14 protein-coding genes and 1 pseudogene are annotated in these 19,328 nt (G+C 48.7%); 9 read left to right on the top strand and 6 right to left on the bottom strand.

Translation table 11 applies throughout. The annotated features are described in order from the left end of the window. Positions 1 to 98: 98 nt before the first annotated feature. The 5 genes from FW758_RS07860 to FW758_RS07880 all read right to left on the bottom strand — a co-directional run bounded on the left by FW758_RS07860 (position 99) and on the right by FW758_RS07880 (position 5,137). Entirely contained in the window at positions 99 to 1,460 is a 1,362-nt protein-coding gene (locus FW758_RS07860; RefSeq protein WP_259563527.1) for a TrkH family potassium uptake protein, read from the bottom strand. Between the two features lies 1 nt (position 1,461). Beyond that, positions 1,462 to 2,160, bottom strand: coding sequence for a potassium channel family protein (locus FW758_RS07865; RefSeq protein ID WP_446445097.1), 699 nt, complete (start codon positions 2,158 to 2,160; stop codon positions 1,462 to 1,464). Between the two features lie 44 nt (positions 2,161 to 2,204). Next, entirely contained in the window at positions 2,205 to 2,894 is a 690-nt protein-coding gene (locus tag FW758_RS07870; protein WP_446445098.1) for a response regulator transcription factor, read from the bottom strand. Continuing rightward, on the bottom strand, positions 2,895 to 3,941 hold the full coding sequence (locus FW758_RS07875) for a sensor histidine kinase (RefSeq protein WP_037390942.1): 1,047 nt from the start codon (positions 3,939 to 3,941) through the stop codon (positions 2,895 to 2,897). A 272-nt stretch (positions 3,942 to 4,213) separates the two neighbouring features. After that, positions 4,214 to 5,137, bottom strand: coding sequence for a pirin family protein (locus tag FW758_RS07880; RefSeq protein WP_259521685.1), 924 nt, complete (start codon positions 5,135 to 5,137; stop codon positions 4,214 to 4,216). 526 nt (positions 5,138 to 5,663) lie between these two features. Here FW758_RS07880 and FW758_RS07885 point away from each other — a divergent pair. The 7 genes from FW758_RS07885 to FW758_RS07915 all read left to right on the top strand — a co-directional run bounded on the left by FW758_RS07885 (position 5,664) and on the right by FW758_RS07915 (position 13,533). Then, positions 5,664 to 7,337, top strand: a complete 1,674-nt coding sequence (locus FW758_RS07885; protein ID WP_446445099.1) for a LytS/YhcK type 5TM receptor domain-containing protein — start codon at positions 5,664 to 5,666, stop codon at positions 7,335 to 7,337. After that, the gene (locus FW758_RS07890; protein WP_006083764.1) at positions 7,331 to 8,062 is read left to right on the top strand and encodes a LytR/AlgR family response regulator transcription factor; all 732 of its coding nucleotides are present in this window, start codon (positions 7,331 to 7,333) and stop codon (positions 8,060 to 8,062) included. Before FW758_RS07885 ends, FW758_RS07890 begins: the two co-directional genes overlap by 7 nt. Before the next feature lie 107 nt (positions 8,063 to 8,169). Then, positions 8,170 to 9,414 carry an L-lactate MFS transporter gene (locus FW758_RS07895; protein ID WP_011982018.1) on the top strand — a complete coding sequence of 415 codons (1,245 nt, stop codon included), beginning with the start codon at positions 8,170 to 8,172 and terminating at the stop codon, positions 9,412 to 9,414. Positions 9,415 to 9,548: 134 nt separating this feature from the next. After that, positions 9,549 to 10,286, top strand: a complete 738-nt coding sequence (locus FW758_RS07900) for a sulfite exporter TauE/SafE family protein (RefSeq protein WP_063881847.1) — start codon at positions 9,549 to 9,551, stop codon at positions 10,284 to 10,286. A gap of 136 nt (positions 10,287 to 10,422) precedes the next feature. Further along, a complete protein-coding gene (locus tag FW758_RS07905; protein WP_006083761.1) occupies positions 10,423 to 10,887 on the top strand; it encodes an NlpC/P60 family protein in 465 nt (154 codons plus the stop codon). 58 nt (positions 10,888 to 10,945) lie between these two features. Beyond that, positions 10,946 to 12,409, top strand: a complete 1,464-nt coding sequence (locus FW758_RS07910; RefSeq protein ID WP_446445100.1) for an MFS transporter — start codon at positions 10,946 to 10,948, stop codon at positions 12,407 to 12,409. Positions 12,410 to 12,501: 92 nt separating this feature from the next. After that, positions 12,502 to 13,533, top strand: a complete 1,032-nt coding sequence (locus FW758_RS07915; RefSeq protein WP_012196489.1) for a LacI family DNA-binding transcriptional regulator — start codon at positions 12,502 to 12,504, stop codon at positions 13,531 to 13,533. 114 nt (positions 13,534 to 13,647) lie between these two features. On the opposite strand, the gene gtfA is transcribed toward FW758_RS07915, so the two are convergent. Beyond that, positions 13,648 to 15,126, bottom strand: coding sequence for a sucrose phosphorylase (gene gtfA / locus FW758_RS07920; RefSeq protein WP_446445101.1), 1,479 nt, complete (start codon positions 15,124 to 15,126; stop codon positions 13,648 to 13,650). Positions 15,127 to 15,387: 261 nt separating this feature from the next. On the opposite strand from gtfA, the gene FW758_RS07925 reads away from it, so the two are divergent. Next, positions 15,388 to 16,608: an MFS transporter gene (locus tag FW758_RS07925; protein WP_446445102.1), complete on the top strand. Its 1,221-nt coding sequence runs from the start codon at positions 15,388 to 15,390 to the stop codon at positions 16,606 to 16,608. 278 nt (positions 16,609 to 16,886) lie between these two features. Then, positions 16,887 to 19,283, top strand: a pseudogene (locus FW758_RS07930) (TonB-dependent receptor domain-containing protein). Positions 19,284 to 19,328 lie beyond the last annotated feature (45 nt).

The following is a 19,328-nucleotide window of genomic DNA, read 5'->3' on the forward strand; positions in this document are numbered from 1 at the left end:
TAAGTCAGCGCTTCCATAGTCAACTCGATTATCCCGCTGGCTCAATATTATAAATCTCTGATGGTCAGTCGATTTGTTTTGTCACCCATCAATCAATCTTACCCAATCGCCAGTTTGGTTTCTGCGTAGCGCAGTTTTTTCACTCTTGGATTCGCGAGGAAATAGGCGAGCATGAGTGGGCCTAGGCGTCCCATGAACATCATAAAGATGATGATGGCTTGGCCTAGGCTAGTTAAGTTACCTGTTAAACCGCGGGACAAACCGACAGTGCCCAGTGCGGATATGGCCTCGAAAACGATATCGATTAACGGTGCTTTCTCGCTTAATACCAGTATGAAAATGGCCAGCCAAGATACGACTAAAGAGATGATAGTCAGCGCTAAGGCTTTGCTGACGGTATCTTTGGGGATTTCCCGTTTAAACACATAGATGGCTTCGTCGCGACGTAAATAACCATAAGTGGCCAAAATCAGCACCATAAAGGTGACGACCTTAATCCCGCTGGCGGTACTTAATGAGCCGCCGCCGATAAACATCAGCACGAGTATGAGCAAGGTGCTGGCGTCTTCGAGTTGGTCAATCGCTAGGGTATTAAAGCCTGCGGTGCGCGGTGTAACGGCTTGAAACCATGATGCTAACCATTTACCAAGTTCGCTTAAGGGCGCCAAGGTGTTGGGGTTGTTGTACTCAATAAAGTAAATCGCAATCACGGCGACCGCGTTGATGACAATAGTGCCGGTGATCATCATGCGGCTGTAAACGCTGAGTTTTGACCAACGTTTGTTCCTACGAAGATCTATCCACACCGAAAATCCTAAACCGCCAATGATAAATAATCCTGTGATGGTTAGGTTGATCACGGGATCGGCCACATAGGGCATTAGGCTGTCGGCACTGAGGGCAAAACCTGCGTTATTAAAGGCGCTAATCGTATAGAAAAAACCGTGGAATAAGCTGGTTTGCCAGCCGAGTTCATGGCTCCAATGTACTGATAAAATCAGCATGCCTACGGCTTCAACCAACAGCGAAAACACAAATACGGCTTTGGCGGTTGAGACTAATGTCGATGTATCGGTTTGATTAAACGCCTCTTTTGCGACGGTTTGCTGCAAGAAGCCAATCTTACCGCCAAGGGCGATAAGGGTGACAATCGCAAAGGTCATCAAGCCTAAACCCCCGCATTGAATTAACAGCGCGATTATCACTTGGCCAAAGGGCGTGAACACACTTCCAGTATCGACGACCACAAGCCCTGTTACTGTCACCGCCGAGGTGACGGTAAACAGGCTTTGCAGCCAAGTAATGGGCGACACAGTGGCGATGGGCAGTTTAAGTAAACATGTGCCGACGAGGATTAACAGAGCAAAGCTTGCACTTAAGATAAAGGGCGGCGCGCCAAAGAGTTTTTTGCCGGTTTTAGGAGTGTGCTCTAGGGTGAGCGAAGGATGCCATTGAACCACCTTACACCAACCTTGGCGCGAGCTGTTTTAACTCGGCACGGCTACCGCAAAGGAATAAGGCATCCTCTGTGTGCAAGGTAAAATCGCTATCAATCTTGCTAAATACGCTCTGCTCACGTTTGACCATTAACGGCGCGACTTTGCCCTTAGGGCTGCGTTGCACGTTGATTTGCTCATCAGTGTTTTTCTCTTGCAAGTTCCCCAGTAGTTGGCCAACAGTGGCTTGATGCAAATGGGCTTTAATATGGATTTCAACAATATAGATCCCATCGCCGATGGCGAGAAAGTTATTCACCATGGGATAGTTTAGCGACTGGGCGACGCGGACCCCCATATCTTCTTCAGGGTGGATAATCCGAGTAACATCGAGTTTAGACAATATGGTGTGGTGCGCCTTATTACTGGCTTTAACCCAAATATTTTGCACGCCGAGATTTTTCAGTGCCAGTGTGCACAGCAGGCTCGATTGCATATCAAAACCGATAGCGACAATCACAACTTCACTACTGGCAAGATCGAGTTCCCTTAGTGACGCCTCATCGGCGCAATCGCAAATTACGGCTTCTGTAAGAACTTCTACATATTTTTCAACAGCTTTATGGTCATTATCGACACCAGTGACCGTATGACCTAAGTGGATCAGTTCTCGGCTCACTGCGACGCCGAAGCGGCCTAATCCGATGACAGTAAAATGTGCCATTTCATATCCTTGTGTGGTTGAACTAAAGAGTGAGGCGAGCTGGCCTAGGGCGGGCCGAGGTCGGTGAGCCGATACCCTAAGCCGGGCTCGGTTTTGATCAGTTGCTGTTCGTCACTATCGTTAAGCTTTTTGCGCAGTTGGCTGACTAAAATCCGCAGATAATGGCCATCTTCCTGGTGAGTTTCGCCCCAGATATTGCGCAGCAGGTCGCTCTGTTTCAGCAATTGCCCAGGGTGGGACATTAACTGAACGAGTAGGGCAAATTCTTTTTTGGTGAGGGCGATTTCCTGCTGGTTAAGCCAGCATTGATGGCTGCTCTTTTGTAGAGTGAGTGGGCCAAATTGCAGCATATCGGCGCCGCTTGAGGTATCCACAAGGTCGCGAACCAACACCTTGATGCGAACGATTAATTCCCTGATCCCAAAGGGCTTACTCAGGTAGTCGTTAGCACCTGCCTCGAGTAGGCGGATTTTTTCTTCCTCCTGATCGCGGGCGGTGAGTACTAGCACTGGGGTCTTATCCTGCTGGCGCAGCGCATGGAGTAACTCGATGCCATCACCATCGGGCAGGCCCAGGTCGAGCACGATAAGGTGCGGTTGATGGCTGCGGTACTGTTTGAGCGCCGTGGCTATGCTGGTGGCGCTTATGTATTCAAAGCCTTCCGCTTCTAACGATATCCGCATAAAAGTGTGAATTTGCGCTTCATCATCGACAACCAGCACCTTGTAAGCCATTTATTGCTCTCCCTTTTTAATCGGCAAAGCGATACGAATAAGGCTGCCCTTAGCCACAGGTTCGGCGCTGATCTGGCCGCCATGGGCGGTAATAATGCCCTTAGCAACGGCAAGCCCAAGGCCTGCGCCGCCATCAGTTGAGGGATGCTGACGATAAAAGAGTTCAAAAATAGCCTGCGCTTCTGCGGCGGTGATGCCTACGCCCTCATCTTGAATATCTAACCGCAGCATATCGCCTTGTTGGTAAGCTTTTACTGTGACGGGTTTATCTAAGGGCGAATAGCGCAGCGCATTATCCAGCACATTAAAAATGGCCTGTTCAATCAAAGAGCTGCTGATCATCAGCGGCGGCAGTTCGGCCTCGCTGTCGATGACAATTCGCGGCTGCGCGGCGGGAAAGCGGCCGATAGCTTGGTGCAACACATTCATCATGGCGTCTTCACTCAGACTGAACTTGAGTGCGCCGTGTTGTAACTTAGTGGCCTGTAACAGGTTTTCGATATATTGATGCAGACGATGACTCTCGGCGGCCGCGCTATCGATAAGCTCAGTCTTTTGCGACGCACTGAGCTTAGGCATGTATTCCTTCAGGGTCGTCAGGGTGCCTATTATGGTCGAGAGCGGGGTGCGTAAGTCATGGGAAACCGACAATAAGATGCTGTTGCGTAACTGAGCTTGTTCGAGTGCTGCTTGCTGGCGGCGATAAAGTTCGGCCAATTTGCTGGTGGTCAGAGCGACAAGTAGAAACACAGTTAGATTGAGGATGTCCTCAAGATTGAACATCTGTAGTGAATAGCGCGGCGTGGTAAACAGAAAATTAAAGCTGGTCGCCTCAAACACAGCTGCAAAGTAGGCAAAGTTAGCGTTGCATTGCAGGGCCACAGCGACCACGGCCAATTGTAAGATCAGCAGCACGGCTATGGTGGAGCCAGCAAAATAATCGATAAAAGCACTGCTAAAAATCGCTATCACCAGCACTATGCCGGTAAAAAATGTTGGGTGCGAACGCCAGTATTGAGTCATGGGAGCCGCTATGGATGAAGTCATGGATAGAAAGACGCTTATAAAGAAAGTGTCTGTACTCTAGCAAAGCCATTTTAAGATAGCGCGTAAAAAATCCGTAAAATTTATAGCCCTGTGAGTGGCTTAGCGTGCAGTTTGCTCGGGCTGTTCTCGCGCACTCATATCAAGCTGCGAGCTAATAATCAGGCTTACCCCATAGACTCATGGGGTAAGCCATTCTAGGCGTGGGTCGTTATCGGATTGACGCTAATGGGCTAGCTATCAAGTATTTGCCCATCGATTTATCTGCCTAAAGATCACCAAGGTATCGGCGGTGGCACTAAGCGCTTGCCGTCATAGCCGGGCACAGTATCAAAGCGTGGAGATTTGGCTTCCCAATCGGCTTGAGCCTTAGCAATTTCGTCTTTGCTGTGGCCGACAAAGTTCCACCAAATACTGACAGGGTCGGCCAGTGGCGCGCCGCCGATTAGCAATATGCGGCAACCCGCGTCGAGTTCGACCGTGACGCTTTCGCGTAACATCCCCAGATAGGCGAGGTCGTTATTGTTGAAGCTTTGGTCATCGATACGGAAAAAGCCTTCGAGTGGCATGAGGGCATATTCAAAACTCGGGTCGAGAGTCAGGGTGAGCTCAGTGTTTTCGGCGGCAAATAAATCCATCGCCACTATCGGCGAGAAGTGCAATGTGGGCGCCTGTTGATGCTGCCAACTGCCAATCAGTAGGGTGAAATCAACGCCCGCATCGTGCCACGTCGGGAGTTCGGGATAGTGATCGAATCTCGGAGTTGTGTCTTTATGCTCAAGCGGCAGGGCAATCCACAGCTGCGCCGCGTGCATAGTGCTATGGCCTGCGACGGATTCTTCGGTGTGGGCGATACCGTGTCCGGCGGTCATCAAGTTAACTTGTTTAGGGCGGATCACTTGGGCGCTGCCGAGACTGTCCTTGTGCATGATTTCGCCTTCGAGCATCCAAGTAAAAGTTTGCAGCCCAATGTGCGGATGCTGGCCAACGTTTAACTCAGGGCCGTCGGTAACGGGGCCAATATGGTCGAGGAAACACCAAGGGCCGATAAGACGACGCTCTTTTTGTGGGATAGCCCGTGCGACGGGAATGCCGCCGACATCACTGATTTTTGGGGAAATTCGTTGAACTTGAATGCGGCCATTTTCAATAGGGCATTCCTTAGGGCCACCATAAAACTGTGCTTGAACTTCACTCATGTTCGCTCCTTATTCCTTTGCGAGGACACACTTAGTTAGTGTTAGTCTGGCATGCTGAACTGGTTTCAGATCCCATCTTGCATTCGAGCCGAAGGTTTTAGCTTCGGGTATTCCCGTGGATTTTGCAAATCGACGCTGTCATATGGCTGGGTAATTGAGCTGTTAAAATCGCCCTTCGATAACTTTGTTAACCCAATTCAAACGTGAATATGTGACTGAGCCCGCGGGTATGGGAGTTTTTGCTGTCCTTTACTTTAGCAAGCCTGTATTTATGTGGGGCATTAGCGTTTGATGTTTTACTCGAGCCGTAATAGCGGACGAGTTCAGGGTTAGTCTCGGTGATTTTTATCCTTCACGCGTTAAGTCAGATCTGCAAAATCGAGTCTATCTTTTATCGGTACAGGTGTTGGCGGCGATATTGCCAGCCTAAGCCGTAATCCATTCAGCATACTGCTTAACACTAACACAGATAGAATTCACATATAGAATTAGGCTGTCACTCAGCGTGATTGATTAAGGGGAAAGCGTGCTCGAAAATCAAATGATGTTACTGGCGGTATTTGAACGGGCGGCCTTGATGCTGATGACCTTGTTCTTTTTAACCCGCACTCGACCGTTCCAGCGTTTATTCCAGAAGCGTAATCACACTCCCGCAGAGCTGGTCTCTGTGGCGGCGATATTTTGCTTATTTGCGGTGTTCAGTACTTATACCGGTATTGAGGTTGAAGGCGCGCTGGTTAACGTGCGTATTATCGCTATTATTTCCGGCGGGATTTTATTTGGCCCTTGGGTCGGCATTCCCGCGGGCGTGTTGTCGGGGCTACATAGATATCTGATTGATATGGATGGCGATACTTCTATTCCGTGTTTAATCGCCAGCATCATTGCCGGTCTAATGGCGACGTGGATTTACTATAAATGTCCTAAATCTAAGTTATGGATTTATGGCATTGTGGCGGGCATGTTGTGCGAAACACTGACCATGTTGTTGATTTGGCTGCTGACAGAGCCGCACCAAGTAGGTGTAGAGATAGTGAGCCATATTGCCTATCCCATGATTGCGGGCACTGTGTGCATCGGACTGATTATTAAGCTAGTGCAAGATCTCGATGATGAGAAAGAGCTCATTGCCGCCAAGCAGGCCAAGCTCGCGCTGGATATTGCCAACAAAACCTTACCTTTCTTCCGCAAAATTGACCGCTATGCCTTAGAGCAAGTGTGCGGCGTGATCCGTAATGAAATCCATGCTGATGCCGTGGCGATTACCGATACTCGCGATGTATTAGCCTATATGGGCGTTGGCAAAGATTACTACGAGGTCGATGGTCATCAAGCGATTAGCGAGATGACTCAAAGGGCGATAGAGCTAGATCAAAACATTATTAACAACGACTTACGCCAATATCATTTATCGGACTTTCATTCGGTCATCATAATCCCGCTGCGTGAAAATGGCACTGTGAGCGGCACGCTGAAGATTTATTATCGCAATAACTATCGGATTACCAGCTCGCTGCGGGAAATGGCGGTGGGCTTGTCGCAGCTGATTTCGACCCAGATGGAAGTGTCGCGTATTGAGCAACTGCAGGAGATGACCCGCAAGGCGGAATTTACTGCGCTGCAGAGTAAGATTAACCCGCACTTTTTGTTTAATGCCCTCAATGCGATTTCTTCTCTGATCCGTATTCGGCCACAGCAGGCGCGGGAGTTGATTGCCAATCTGGCCGATTATCTGCGCTATAACCTAGCCAAGGGCGATGAGCTGATTGATATCCAAGAGGAAGTCAAACAAGTACGCGATTATGTGGCGATCGAGCAGGCGCGCTTTGGCGACAAGCTTGAAGTGGTGTTCGATGTCGACGATGTGCATTTTTGCGTGCCTTGCCTCTTGTTGCAGCCGCTGGTGGAAAACGCCATTTTGCACGGCATTCAGCCGCGCAGTGCGCCGGGCAGAGTGACCATAGAAGTGAAAAAACTCGATTCTGGCATTCGCGTGGCCGTGCGTGACACAGGTTATGGCATCAGCCAAGAGGTGATAGATGGCGTCGCCGCGGGTCGCATAGAAAGCAGCAGTATTGGGCTAATGAATGTGCACCAGAGGGTGAAGTTATTGTACGGCGAAGGTTTACAGCTTAAACGGCTGGAACCGGGGACTGAAGTCAGCTTTTATTTACCGGAAAATGAGGCGCAAGTATGTTAAAAGCCATCATAGTTGAAGATGAATATCTGGCCCGTGAGGAGCTGGAGTATTTAGTAAAGAGCCACAGTGAAATAGACATAGTGGCAAGCTTTGAGGATGGCTTGGAGGCCTTTAAATATCTGCAGGATCATGAGGTTGATGTGGTGTTTTTGGATATCCAAATTCCGTCCATCGATGGCCTGTTGTTGGCGAAGAATCTGCATAAATCGACCCATCCACCCCATGTGGTGTTTGTGACTGCCTATAAAGAATTTGCGGTAGAAGCGTTTGAGCTTGAAGCCTTCGATTATATTCTCAAGCCCTACAATGAGCCGCGGATCATCAGCTTATTGCAGAAGATTGAACAGGCGGGGCGACAAGCGCCAAAGCCGCAACATGAAGCGGCGAGTAATGCCAGTCGTACCGTGAATTTAGTCAAGGGTGAGCGGATTATCGTCACGCCCTGCGAGCAAATTTATTACGCCGAGGCCGATGAAAAACTCACCTATGTGTATACCCGCACCGACCGTTATGTGATGCAGATGACCATTAGCGAGTTTGTCAGCCGCTTGCCCGCCGAAGGCTTTTTCCGCTGCCACCGCTCCTATTGCGTCAATATCAACAAGATCCGCGAAATCGTGCCTTGGTTCAATAGTACTTACCTGATCCGATTGCATGATTTGTCGTTCGAGGTGCCCGTTAGCCGTAGTAATATTAAGGCTTTTCGACAGCTGATGAGGCTGTAATTGTCATTCATTCCTGCAGATCTGTATTTCATGCCTTAATTGATCGGCGCGAATGGCATCTCTCTTATAGTGGACTCAATTCCTGATCCCCTAAAGCGAGATGCATCATGACTAAAGAGATGAACCGTACTCGGTACCTGACCTTAGTTGGTACTATTATCACCCAGTTTGCACTCGGCTCAGTTTACACTTGGAGCCTGTTCAATGCGCAGTTGGCTGCGAAGCTCGACGAGCCTGTCAGCCAAGTGGCGTTTGTATTTGGTTTGCTGAGTTTGTCTTTGGCCGTGGCATCTTCCATGGCGGGCAAATTACAGGAACGCTTCGGTGTGCGTAATGTCACCTTAGGCGCAGGCCTATTACTCGGGCTGGGATTCTTACTCACAGCCCAAGCCAGTAACTTGATGATGCTTTACCTGTGTGCCGGGATTTTAGTGGGCTTTGCCGATGGCACTGGCTACTTAATGACTTTATCTAACTGCGTGAAGTGGTTCCCCGAACGCAAAGGGCTGATTTCGGCGTTAGCGATTGGCGCTTATGGTTTAGGTAGCCTTGGATTTAAGTACATCAACGTGCTGTTACTCGAAAATACTGGCCTTGAAACCACCTTCCAACTGTGGGGCTTAATCGCCATGGCGCTGGTGTTGTGTGGCGGCATGTTGATGAAAGATGCACCTGCACAATCAGCCGCAAGTCAGCAAGCCGAAAGCCGCGACTTCACCCTCGCAGAAGCCATGCGTAAACCGCAATATTGGATGCTGGCGCTGATGTTCCTGTCCGCCTGTATGAGTGGTTTGTATGTGATTGGTGTAGCGAAAGATATCGGCGAGAAGATGGTCGACTTGCCAGTACTGGTGGCTGCTAATGCGGTTGCGGTAATTGCCATGGCGAACCTCAGTGGTCGTTTGGTGCTGGGTATCCTGTCGGACAAAATTCCTCGCATTCGCGTTATTTCGCTGGCGCAGATCATCACCTTAGTCGGTATGGTGTTACTACTGTTTGTACCTTTGAATGCTAACCTGTTCTTCGTTGCCGTTGCCTGCGTTGCCTTTAGTTTTGGTGGCACTATCACTGTTTATCCCTCACTGGTGAGCGACTTCTTCGGCCTTAATAACCTGACTAAAAACTATGGGGTTATCTACTTAGGTTTTGGTGTCGGCAGCATTATCGGTTCGATTGTCGCCTCGTTATTCGGTGGCTTTATTGCGACCTTCAACGTGATTTTAGTGCTGCTGGTGGTGGCGTTAGTGATGTCATTAACCATACGTTTGCCAGAACCTAAAAACCCAGTGTCAGCCAAGAAAGCGACTAAGAGTACACCGCGCTTAGTGAACATGACGGCAGAATCGGCTTAAGCACAAACACTTAGTCCGGCTTAGCCAAAAGCTAAAACAAAAATCCGCAGCTAAATGGCTGCGGATTTTTTGCTTTTTTATCACCTCAACAACAGGTAACTTGATAGCCATAAAGCGTTATTCAGGATGTGTTGATGTTAACGGACCCTCTTTTTTGGTTGGTGGCTATACCCGCAGTATTGATTACGGGGATTTCTAAATCCGGTTTTGCGGGTGGCGTGGGCGGCTTAACTGTCCCGCTATTGGCGCTGGCCATTAGCCCTACCACAGCGGCAGCGCTTATGTTACCGCTGCTGATTTATATGGATTTTTTAAGCGTACGTTCTTGGTGGGGGCAACATAATCCGCGTCATTTATGGATATTACTGCCCGCGGCAATAGTGGGTATTTTTATCGCTTATCTGTTGTTTGACAGGTTGAATGAAGAATATCTACGGGCGATTTTAGGCTGTGTGTCCCTCGGTTTTGGTTTGTATGGTTTGATTCTGGGGGATAGAACTCAAGCATCACCTTCACCTCTGGTAGGACGCTTGTGTGGCTTAACTGCGGGATTTACTAGCTTTGTTGCCCATGCGGGCGGGCCGCCACTTAACGCTTATTTGTTGCCGCTGCGTTTGGCTAAGGCGGAGTTTTTAGCCACGGCTGTGGTGTTTTTTGCTGTGGTGAATTTGGTCAAGCTGATCCCCTACAGTTTGCTTGGGCAGATTAACCAAGAGAATATTTTAGTTTCCCTGTTACTGGTGCCGCTGGCATGGTTAGGGGTAAAGCTAGGTTTGTTTATTCAAGATAAAATTAACGACAGGTTATTTAAACGCATCATCTTGATTTTAATGGTGCTGGTGGGCGTGCGTTTATTGTGGACGGCGTTATAGTTTTAAGCTTTGGGTTAGATTAGTCTGCTAGTGTGCGCGGGTGTTGGGGGGTTTTTATCCCCAGCCGCCCTGAATTTACCTGATAAAAAATCAAAATTACGTTACTGTGAAATCTGCCTGCAATGAGTTTGAAGCTATGAAACGATTACTGATAGTTATCTTAGCCTTAGGCCTTGGCGCTTGTGCTAGCGCGCCAGAACCTAAGCCTGTGGTAAAGCAAGTTGAACCCGCCACGGTTTGGAACGATAGCAATATCTCCGAACTGCATTCTGAGTGGCGCGGTGTGCCCTATCGTTTAGGCGGTGGCACTAAGCGGGGCATAGATTGCTCGGCCTTTGTGTCGGTTGCCTATCAGAAGATGTTGGGTATGACCTTGCCGCGCACGGTTGAAGAACAACAAGCCCTAGGGAAACCCGTGCCGAGAAATCAACTGCGCAAGGGCGACTTGGTATTTTTCAAGACAGGTTGGAGCACACACCATGTCGGCATTTATGTGGGCGACGATAATTTTCTCCATGTTTCCACTAGCCAAGGGGTGAAGATTTCGAGCCTGCATAACAGTTATTGGGCGTCTAAGTATTGGAATGCACGGCGAATTTAGCACATCTTCTTTATGCACTTTCTTTTTGCACTTTGGCTGATGAGTTAGCGGAGACAATATGTCCTTAGAGCCTGCGTTATCCCAGAGTGACCCTTTACCGACTTCTGTTTTTCTCGCCATTTTCTCGGCCGTATTCTTGCCCATGTTTTTGGCGGCGGTCGATCAAACCTTACTCGCGACAGCGACGCCAGCCATAGTTGAAGATCTTGGCGGCCTGCGCCAAGCCTCGTGGATCACTATCGGTTATATGCTGGCGATGGCCGCTTCTGTGCCTATTTATGGCTGGTTAGGGGATAACTTCGGTCGCGCGAAAATCCTGATGATCGCCATAGTAATTTTTGCGCTGGGCTCCATCGTTTCGGCGAGTGCGGGCACTATGGATCATATGATCGCCGGACGTATCTTGCAGGGCATGGGCGGTGGCGGCTTGATGAGTTTGTCTCAATCCTTGATTGGTGAGTTAGTCCCCATTCGGCAGCGGGCGCGTTTCCAAGGCTATTTTGCCGCTATGTTTACCCTCGCGAGTGTTGGCGGCCCTGTTATTGGCGGTATTGTGGTACATGCCTATTCGTGGCATTGGCTATTTTGGGCGAATATTCCACTGGCTATGCTGGCGGTATGGCGACTCAATGGGCTGCATAAGCGCAGTGTTAAACCCGTACGCCACGGCAAGTTTGATTTAGTGGGCGTGGTCTTGTTTCCGACCATTATCACCGCACTGTTATATTGGTTATCTGTGGCGGGGCAAGAGTTTGCTTGGCTTTCTGCGACTAGCTTAGGCTTTGCCGTCTTTGTGGTGTTCGGCATTTTAGGCTTGTTATTGTGGGAGCGGCGATTGGCGAGCCCGTTTCTGCCGTTAGATTTACTGGCGAAGAAGGCCGTGTATATGCCACTGCTGACGGCGGCGCTGTTTGCGGCCTGTTTGTTTGCGATGATCTTCTTCCTGCCGATTTATCTGCAAGTGGGCTTACACACCAATCCCGCCAAAACCGGCTTGCTGCTCTTGCCTATGACCTTTGGTATTGTCACTGGCTCGACGATTGCGGGCCGACTGTTAAGTAAAGATGTCGCGCCTAAGTGGTTGCCGACCTTTGGTATGGGCTTAGCTTTCATCGGCTTGTTATTGATTAGTTTTGTGCCGCCTAATGCCAATGTAATCGGCGGCTTAGGTGTGTTGGTCGGAATAGGATTAGGGACTGTGATGCCGAGCGTGCAGCTAGTGGTGCAGAGCGTGTCGGGCAAGGCGCGACTCAGCCAGATCACGGCCATGGTGTCACTGTGTCGTTCTATGGGCGCTACTATTGGTACTGCGCTGTTTAGCGTGCTGCTTTATAGTTTGTTGCCACTCAAGGGTTCAGAGCTTGGCATCGCTGCTATTAAAACATTGCCGACAGAGGTGGTGCATCACGCCTTCCAATTTGGATTTATGGCCGCTGCGGGTGTGGCATTGTGTGCCGCGATAGTCGGTTTTCTATCCCCTGCGACGGCATTAAAAGATCACGATAGCGAAACTGCGCATTAAGCCTAGATTTGCAGGTGCACGACCCATTTAAGCCGTGTACTATTTGCGCTGAGCCGTATTTTTGTGGCCTTATTCGATTCCAGGACATAAGCATGACAACAACAAAACACTGGACCCTAAAGAGCATAGCCAACGAGTTGGGTGTCTCTAATGCCACTGTTTCTAACGCGTTTAATCGCCCCGACCAATTATCTGAGAAACGTCGTAACGACATTTTAGCTGCCTGCACTAAGCTTGGGTATTTCGGGCCAAATAAAGCGGCTCAATCCTTACGTAAGGGCAAGTTCGATACTGTCGCCTTGGTATTGTCGGACAGCGTGGAATACATGGTGTCCGATCCCGTCGCCAGTAAATTTATGAAGGGCGTGGCCTCTGTTTTAGAACAAGAAAAACTCAATTTACTGCTGTTTTCGGGCAGCTCAGACAGTGTGAATGCGGTGGCTGACTTTGTGGATGGTTTTATTTGTTATGGTCGCCCGCGCAATGCCCTGTTAGCCGAGCAGTTAAAGCAGGTTAAGAAAAAGGTCGTCACGGTCGATTTTGATATCCACCGCAATGCATCTGTGAGCATAGACAATAAGTTAGCCGCCTATGAAGTAGCGAAACTGGCATTGCAGTCACCCGCAGACAATGTGGCCATTTTAGGGTTACGTTTGCTCGATACCCACTTAACGTGCCGCGTTTATGATTTGAATTTGTTAGAAATCGATACCTCTGTTGCCCATCAAAGATTACAGGGTTACTTGCAAGCGATTGAAGAAGTGGGCGTTGTTCTGGGGCAGGACCGCATTTGGAATATCCCCGAGAGTAATGCCGACTACGCGGCGATAGCGGCAAAAGAAGCGTTGAATTCGACTCCGCGGCCGAATGTGTTTTTATGCATGAGTGACTTAATTGCCTTGAGTGTGCTCGGTGAGGCGCAGGCCATGGGGCTGAATGTTCCTGAAGATGTGCGAGTCGTGGGCTTTGATGGCATAGATGAAGGCACACGTTCAAATCCGCCGTTAACGACTGTCTATCAGTACTCTGAGCAGAAGGGCCGCAAAGCGGCACAAATGTTTGTCAGTGATGCTGTGCATGCGGAAGTCTTGGGCTATGAATTACGTCTCGGTAAGAGCTGCTAGTCTTTACATCTTTTAACTAAAAAAGGCGCATTCAATGCGCCTTTTTGCTATCTCAACACTATGCCGCTTAGCTTGAACTTAAACCTAAGCTCAAGTCCGAACAGGAACGCAAGCTTAAGCTTGAGCCAACAGTTTTGATAACGACACTTGTGTCTCTTTACCTTGCTTATCTAAAAGGATGATTTGGCCATCTTTATTGGCAAAGTCGAGGGTGAGACTTGCCTGCGAATCGGCCGCTTTCCAAGATAAGGTTAACGTGCGTTCTGCGGATGCCATCGTAAAGCGGCCATCGAAGGCTGGGCTGCTATTACGCAGTTTAATCAGCTGAGTCAGCGCCTTAACGACAGGTTTCTGCATGGCTTGCTGCACTTTTTCACGGTTCAAATAAGGGCGATTGATATCGCGACCGACATGGGTGTTGTTGAGCAGATCCATATCGTTTGGAATCGCCAGCAGACCCGCGTAATACACCTGCGGAATACCGGGTGCGAAAAACTGAATCGCCCGCGCCATCAAATAATCTAGGTCATTCTGACCGAGGGCATCGTAATAGGTGCAGTTGATTTGATACAAATCGACGTTGCTGGCGGCCGCGCCTGTGGCTTGAAGGCTCTCGCCCTTACTGTTGCCATGTATGGTTTCAACCAGATTATCGATTTGATTTTCGGTCAATAATCCGCGCAAGCCATCCATAGGGCCGACGTCGATAATGCCGATGCCGTCGTGGGTGTCGAGTACGGTAATGCAGTTGCGCGGCGCCATTTCCAGCCAATGGGTCAAGGCTTGGCAATCTTGGCTAAACAGCGTGTGCAGGATGAGCGGTGGCAGGGCGAAGTCGTACACCATGTCGACCCGTTTGGCGATCTCGACCTGAGTCATGTGGTGCGAATGTATTTCGGCCAGGGTTGTCATGCCTAACTCATTGGCTTGCTTAGCTAATTTATCCACGAACTCGAAGGATTCTTCAATCATAAAGCAGCTAGTGCCGGGCTTTTTAATCGCATAGCCCGCAGCATCTAAGCGGATCAGATTCACTTTACTGTGGTCGAAACGCGCCAGCACTCGGTTTAAATAATCTTTACCCGCGGCGGAATGAACGTCGATATCGATTTGATTGCGGGTAAAGGTGGTCCAAAACTCTTCGGTCGAGCCATCGGCTAAGGTGTAAGTGCTAAAACAACTGCCCGGACGCGGACGATAGATAGCGGCTTGATCTTGCTCGCTTAACCCCTCAGGAAATACCTTGTCTTTGGTTAAAAACAAATCCCAGTAAGCCGATTGCTTGCCGTGCTTGAGCACGTCTTTAAATTCTGGTGATTCGGCGGACATGTGGTTAACGATAAGGTCGGCCATGATGTCGTAGTCGTCACCAATGCGTTTAACGTCATCCCAATTGCCTAAGCGTGAATCGACTTGTACATGGTCTATCGGATCGAAGCCCGCATCGCTGCCGTCAATGGGGAAATAGAAAGGCAAAAGATGTACGCCGCCGAATAGACCTTGCAACTCGTCATCGAGTAGCGCTTTGAGCTCCTTGAGCCCTGCATTGGTAATCCTGTCGACATAGGTGATCAGTTGCACTTGGTTTTTCATACTTTGCCCACGCTTGAGTTGTCTTTTTAGAGTAAAGGTTTATGGCAATCCTTTAATTGATTGCACAACTAAACTTAATCGATTAAGTTGTATATTTAACCAATATGAAACATTATTCAAGTGGTTTGTTGGATTTTTGAGTTAGTCTCAAGTTTTGGGGGAGGCTGGCTCACTGCTGTACACAAAAGCCGAAACCCTTTCAGCATGCTGTTACTGAGCTGCTGAGAGCGAGTAGGTATAATAACGATAAGGTGAAATGGTATGGTAAGTGATTCAAAAGGTTGCGATAACCGCAATCACACCCGTATTCGGGTACTCACATATTTAATGTTTTTCATGTTCGCTATGACCTCAGATGCCGTGGGCGTCATTATTCCTGAGTTGATATCCCAGTTTGGTTTGTCCATGTCGCAGGCCAGTGCATTCCATTATATGCCGATGATTTTTATCGCGATGAGTGGACTTTTTTTAGGCTTCTTGGCGGATAAGATAGGGCGTAAGTTAACCATTCTATTGGGGTTATTATTATTCGCGCTCGCCTGTTTTATGTTCGCGCTGGGGGAGTCGTTTTACTATTTCTTGTTCCTACTCGCCTTTGTCGGCACGGCGATTGGCGTCTTTAAAACTGGCGCACTCGGGCTTATTGGCGATATCTCGACTTCCTCAAAACAGCATTCGAGCACCATGAATACGGTAGAGGGCTACTTTGGTGTCGGCGCCATGATAGGGCCAGCCATTGTTAGTTATTTACTGATCAGCGGCGTCTCTTGGAAGTATCTGTATTTTGGCGCAGGTTGCTTCTGTTTAGTGCTGTGCTGGTTAGCTTACCGAGCGGATTATCCGCAAATTAAGCGCTCCTCGACGGATGCCATTAACCTTGCCAGCACCTTTAAGATGATGAAAAACCCTTATGCATTAGGGTTTTCACTCGCGATAGGTTTATATGTTGCCACCGAAGTGGCGATTTATGTGTGGATGCCGACCTTGCTGCAAAGCTATCAAGGCGATTACACCACCTTGGCCGCTTATGCCTTGACGATCTTTTTTACCCTGCGTGCGGGTGGCCGCTTTTTAGGTGGCTGGGTGCTCGATCGCTTCCCGTGGCAGCAAGTAATGTTCTGGTTTAGTTTCGCGATAAGTGCTTGTTATCTTGGGTCTATGATCTACGGCATTGAGGCAGCTGTTGTCTTGCTGCCCTTGTCTGGGCTGTTTATGTCGATGATGTATCCCACGCTTAACTCTAAGGGGATTAGCTGTTTCCCTGTGGATCAGCATGGCTCTGTTGCTGGGGTGATTCTGTTTTTTACTGCCGTGTCCGCCGCCGTTGGCCCCTTGTTGATGGGGTTAGTGGGCGATATCTTCGGCCATGTTAAATATGGCTTCTACCTTGCCACTGGTTTTGCCCTTTTGTTATGCCTCCTCAGCGGATTTAATCTCGTTAAAGATCCTGCCCGCCATTTGTTAACGGTTGAAGCGCACTAATTTGGACTGTGACAGGAAATATTTTTCTGTCACATTTCTTTAATTAATCAATACTTTGATCTGATACATCCCGTGTGTGAACCAAAATTGTGCAAAAAATGCACTTGCTTTTTGTTGTTAAGTTGCTAACTTGTTAACTTAATCGATTAAGTTGATTCAGGGTTAAATTCAATATGACCTTGAGTAATCACTAAGATGGTTCTTCGATTAATCACAATTCGGTAGATGTAGCCATGGGGAGAGCGGGCTGCATCTCAAATATGGGTGGGGACATAAAAATGATAAAAAGCACATCACAGAAATTCTTGTTAAGTACATTGGCCGTGTTGGTGAGTTCTCACCTTTGGGCTGCCGACGCACCACAACAGGAAGAAGCCAAGAAAGACGCGTTAGGTTTAGAAAGAATTACCGTGACTGGGGTTGCCCGTGGCACTCGTGTTATGGACTCTAGTGTGTCAGTTAGCAGCGTGTCACTGGCTTAGCTTGAAGTGAGTACGCCACGTTCATCGGCCGAAGCATTTCGTATTATTCCGGGGATGAAGGTTGAATCAACGGGTGGTGAAGGTAACGCTAACATTGCCGTGCGTGGTTTACCTGTGGCGTCTGGTGGTGCTAAGTTCCTACAAATTCAAGAAGATGGATTGCCAATCCTGCAGTTTGGCGATATCGCCTTCGGTAACGCAGACATCTTTTTACGCTTAGATTCAACAGTGCAAACCATTGAATCTATCCGTGGTGGCTCGGCATCGACTGCGGCCAGTAATGCGCCAGGCGGCATTATCAACGTGATCAGTAAAACGGGCACCTCGGATTCGGGCAGTGTGGCTACCACCTTAGGGCTGGATTACGACACTTTCCGTACCGACTTTGAATACGGCACTAGCATCAACGACAGCCTGCGTTTCCATGTGGGCGGTTTTGTGCGCACGGGCGAAGGCCCACGCGATGCTGGCTATAACGCCAACAAAGGCGGCCAGATCAAAGCTAACTTAACCAAAGAATTCGATAAAGGTTATGTTCGTCTGTATTTCAAACATTTAGATGATAAAAGCATTGGTTACTTACCTATGCCTATGTACTCGGATGGCAGTTCAATCCCAGGTTTTGATGCTAAATCCGATGCGATTCAATCCGCGTATTTCCAATCAACCTTGAGCTTAGGTGCCGATGGCGAACGTCGCCGTGGCGATATGCGCGATGGCATGAATCCTGTAGTCAATTCTGTCGGCTTAGAAGCCTCCTTCGATTTAGGTAACGATTGGCAGGTCGAAAACCGTTTCCGTTTCTCCGATGTGAGCGGTAACTTCATCGCGCCATTCCCCGCCGAAGTGGCAAACGGTAGCGACATCGCCACCAGTATTGCAGGCGCTGGCGCTAAGTTGATTTACGCTAATGGACCTAATTCTGGTAGTCAGATGGACGGTTTAGCCATGCGTATCAATACCTTTGATGTGCAGATGAATGACTTTGGCTCAATCGTAAACGACTTCAAATTGACTAAAACCTTCGACGATACCAGCGTGACCTTAGGTTATTACAATGCCACCCAAAACATAGGCATGAGTTGGATGTGGAACTCTTATCTGATGGAAGTCAAAGGCGATAATGCCGCGCTATTAGATGTGGTTGCCGCCGATGGTACTGCGTATTCTGACAATGGCCTCTATGGTTATGGCGTGCCTTACTGGGGAAATTGTTGCCAACGTAATTACGATACCGACTACACCATTAAAGCGCCTTACCTCGCGTTAGCATCGAGTTTTGGTGACTTGTCCCTCGATGCCAGTGTGCGTTATGACAGCGGTGATGCGAGCGGTAACTACGCCGGTAGCGTGCAGTCGCAAGTGGATATGAATCTAGATGGGGTGATTTCAATCCCTGAGCAGAGCGTGTCTTCTATTGATAATGCGAATCCTCAGCCAGTAAATTACGATTGGAGTTACACCTCTTATTCATTAGGTGCTAACTATCAATTTTCCAGTGACTTAGCCGCCTTTGGTCGCTTGAGTCACGGTGGCCGCGCCAATGCCGACCGTCTGTTATTTGGTAAGGTGCGTGCCGATGGTTCAGTGGCGAAGGAAGATGCGGTTGATATCGTTGACCAGTATGAGTTAGGTGTTAAGTACCGTTACGATGATTTGTCTGTGTTTGCGACGGCGTTCTACTCTGAAACCGAAGAGCAAAACTTTGAAGCCACAAGCCAACGTTTCTTCGACCGTAAGTACAAAGCCAAAGGTATCGAAATCGAGTCGGCCTATTTTATCGGTGACTTCGACTTTAGAGGCAACCTGACCTGGACCGATGCTGAGATTGCTAAAGATGCATTGACGCCAGAAGTGGTGGGTAACACCCCAAGAAGACAGGCTGATTTTATCTACTCCTTGATGGGCCGTTACAACTTTGACCAAGGTTCAGTGGGCGTTAACTTAATCGGCACCACGGATTCTTATGCTCAAGATAATAACGACTTAAGTTTCGACGGTTACAACCAAGTAAATGCCTTTGCAACTTACAATCTGACCGAAGCCATGAGTGTGTCTTTAAACGTCAACAACTTGTTTAATGCCACTGGTATTACTGAGGCGGAAGAAGGCTCAATCCCTGATAACAATATCATCCGTGCCCGTACCATTAATGGCCGCACCACTAGTGCGACGCTTAAATACGAGTTCTAAGCGGATCTTGCTACAGAAACTGTTTTTGCAGAAAAAATGCTAAGC

The sequence above is a fragment of the Shewanella sp. 1180_01 genome, assembly GCF_052850535.1.

Excerpts from the sequence above, each read along its gene's own strand:
- FW758_RS07865 (WP_446445097.1), bottom strand. The coding sequence starts at position 2,160 with ATGGCACATTTTACTGTCATCGGATTAGGCCGCTTCGGCGTCGCAGTG.
- FW758_RS07870 (WP_446445098.1), bottom strand. The coding sequence starts at position 2,894 with ATGGCTTACAAGGTGCTGGTTGTCGATGATGAAGCGCAAATTCACACT.
- FW758_RS07875 (WP_037390942.1), bottom strand. The coding sequence starts at position 3,941 with ATGACTTCATCCATAGCGGCTCCCATGACTCAATACTGGCGTTCGCAC.
- FW758_RS07880 (WP_259521685.1), bottom strand. The coding sequence starts at position 5,137 with ATGAGTGAAGTTCAAGCACAGTTTTATGGTGGCCCTAAGGAATGCCCT.
- FW758_RS07890 (WP_006083764.1), top strand. The coding sequence starts at position 7,331 with ATGTTAAAAGCCATCATAGTTGAAGATGAATATCTGGCCCGTGAGGAG.
- FW758_RS07895 (WP_011982018.1), top strand. The coding sequence starts at position 8,170 with ATGACTAAAGAGATGAACCGTACTCGGTACCTGACCTTAGTTGGTACT.
- FW758_RS07900 (WP_063881847.1), top strand. The coding sequence starts at position 9,549 with ATGTTAACGGACCCTCTTTTTTGGTTGGTGGCTATACCCGCAGTATTG.
- FW758_RS07905 (WP_006083761.1), top strand. The coding sequence starts at position 10,423 with ATGAAACGATTACTGATAGTTATCTTAGCCTTAGGCCTTGGCGCTTGT.
- FW758_RS07910 (WP_446445100.1), top strand. The coding sequence starts at position 10,946 with ATGTCCTTAGAGCCTGCGTTATCCCAGAGTGACCCTTTACCGACTTCT.
- FW758_RS07915 (WP_012196489.1), top strand. The coding sequence starts at position 12,502 with ATGACAACAACAAAACACTGGACCCTAAAGAGCATAGCCAACGAGTTG.
- gtfA (WP_446445101.1), bottom strand. The coding sequence starts at position 15,126 with ATGAAAAACCAAGTGCAACTGATCACCTATGTCGACAGGATTACCAAT.
- FW758_RS07925 (WP_446445102.1), top strand. The coding sequence starts at position 15,388 with ATGGTAAGTGATTCAAAAGGTTGCGATAACCGCAATCACACCCGTATT.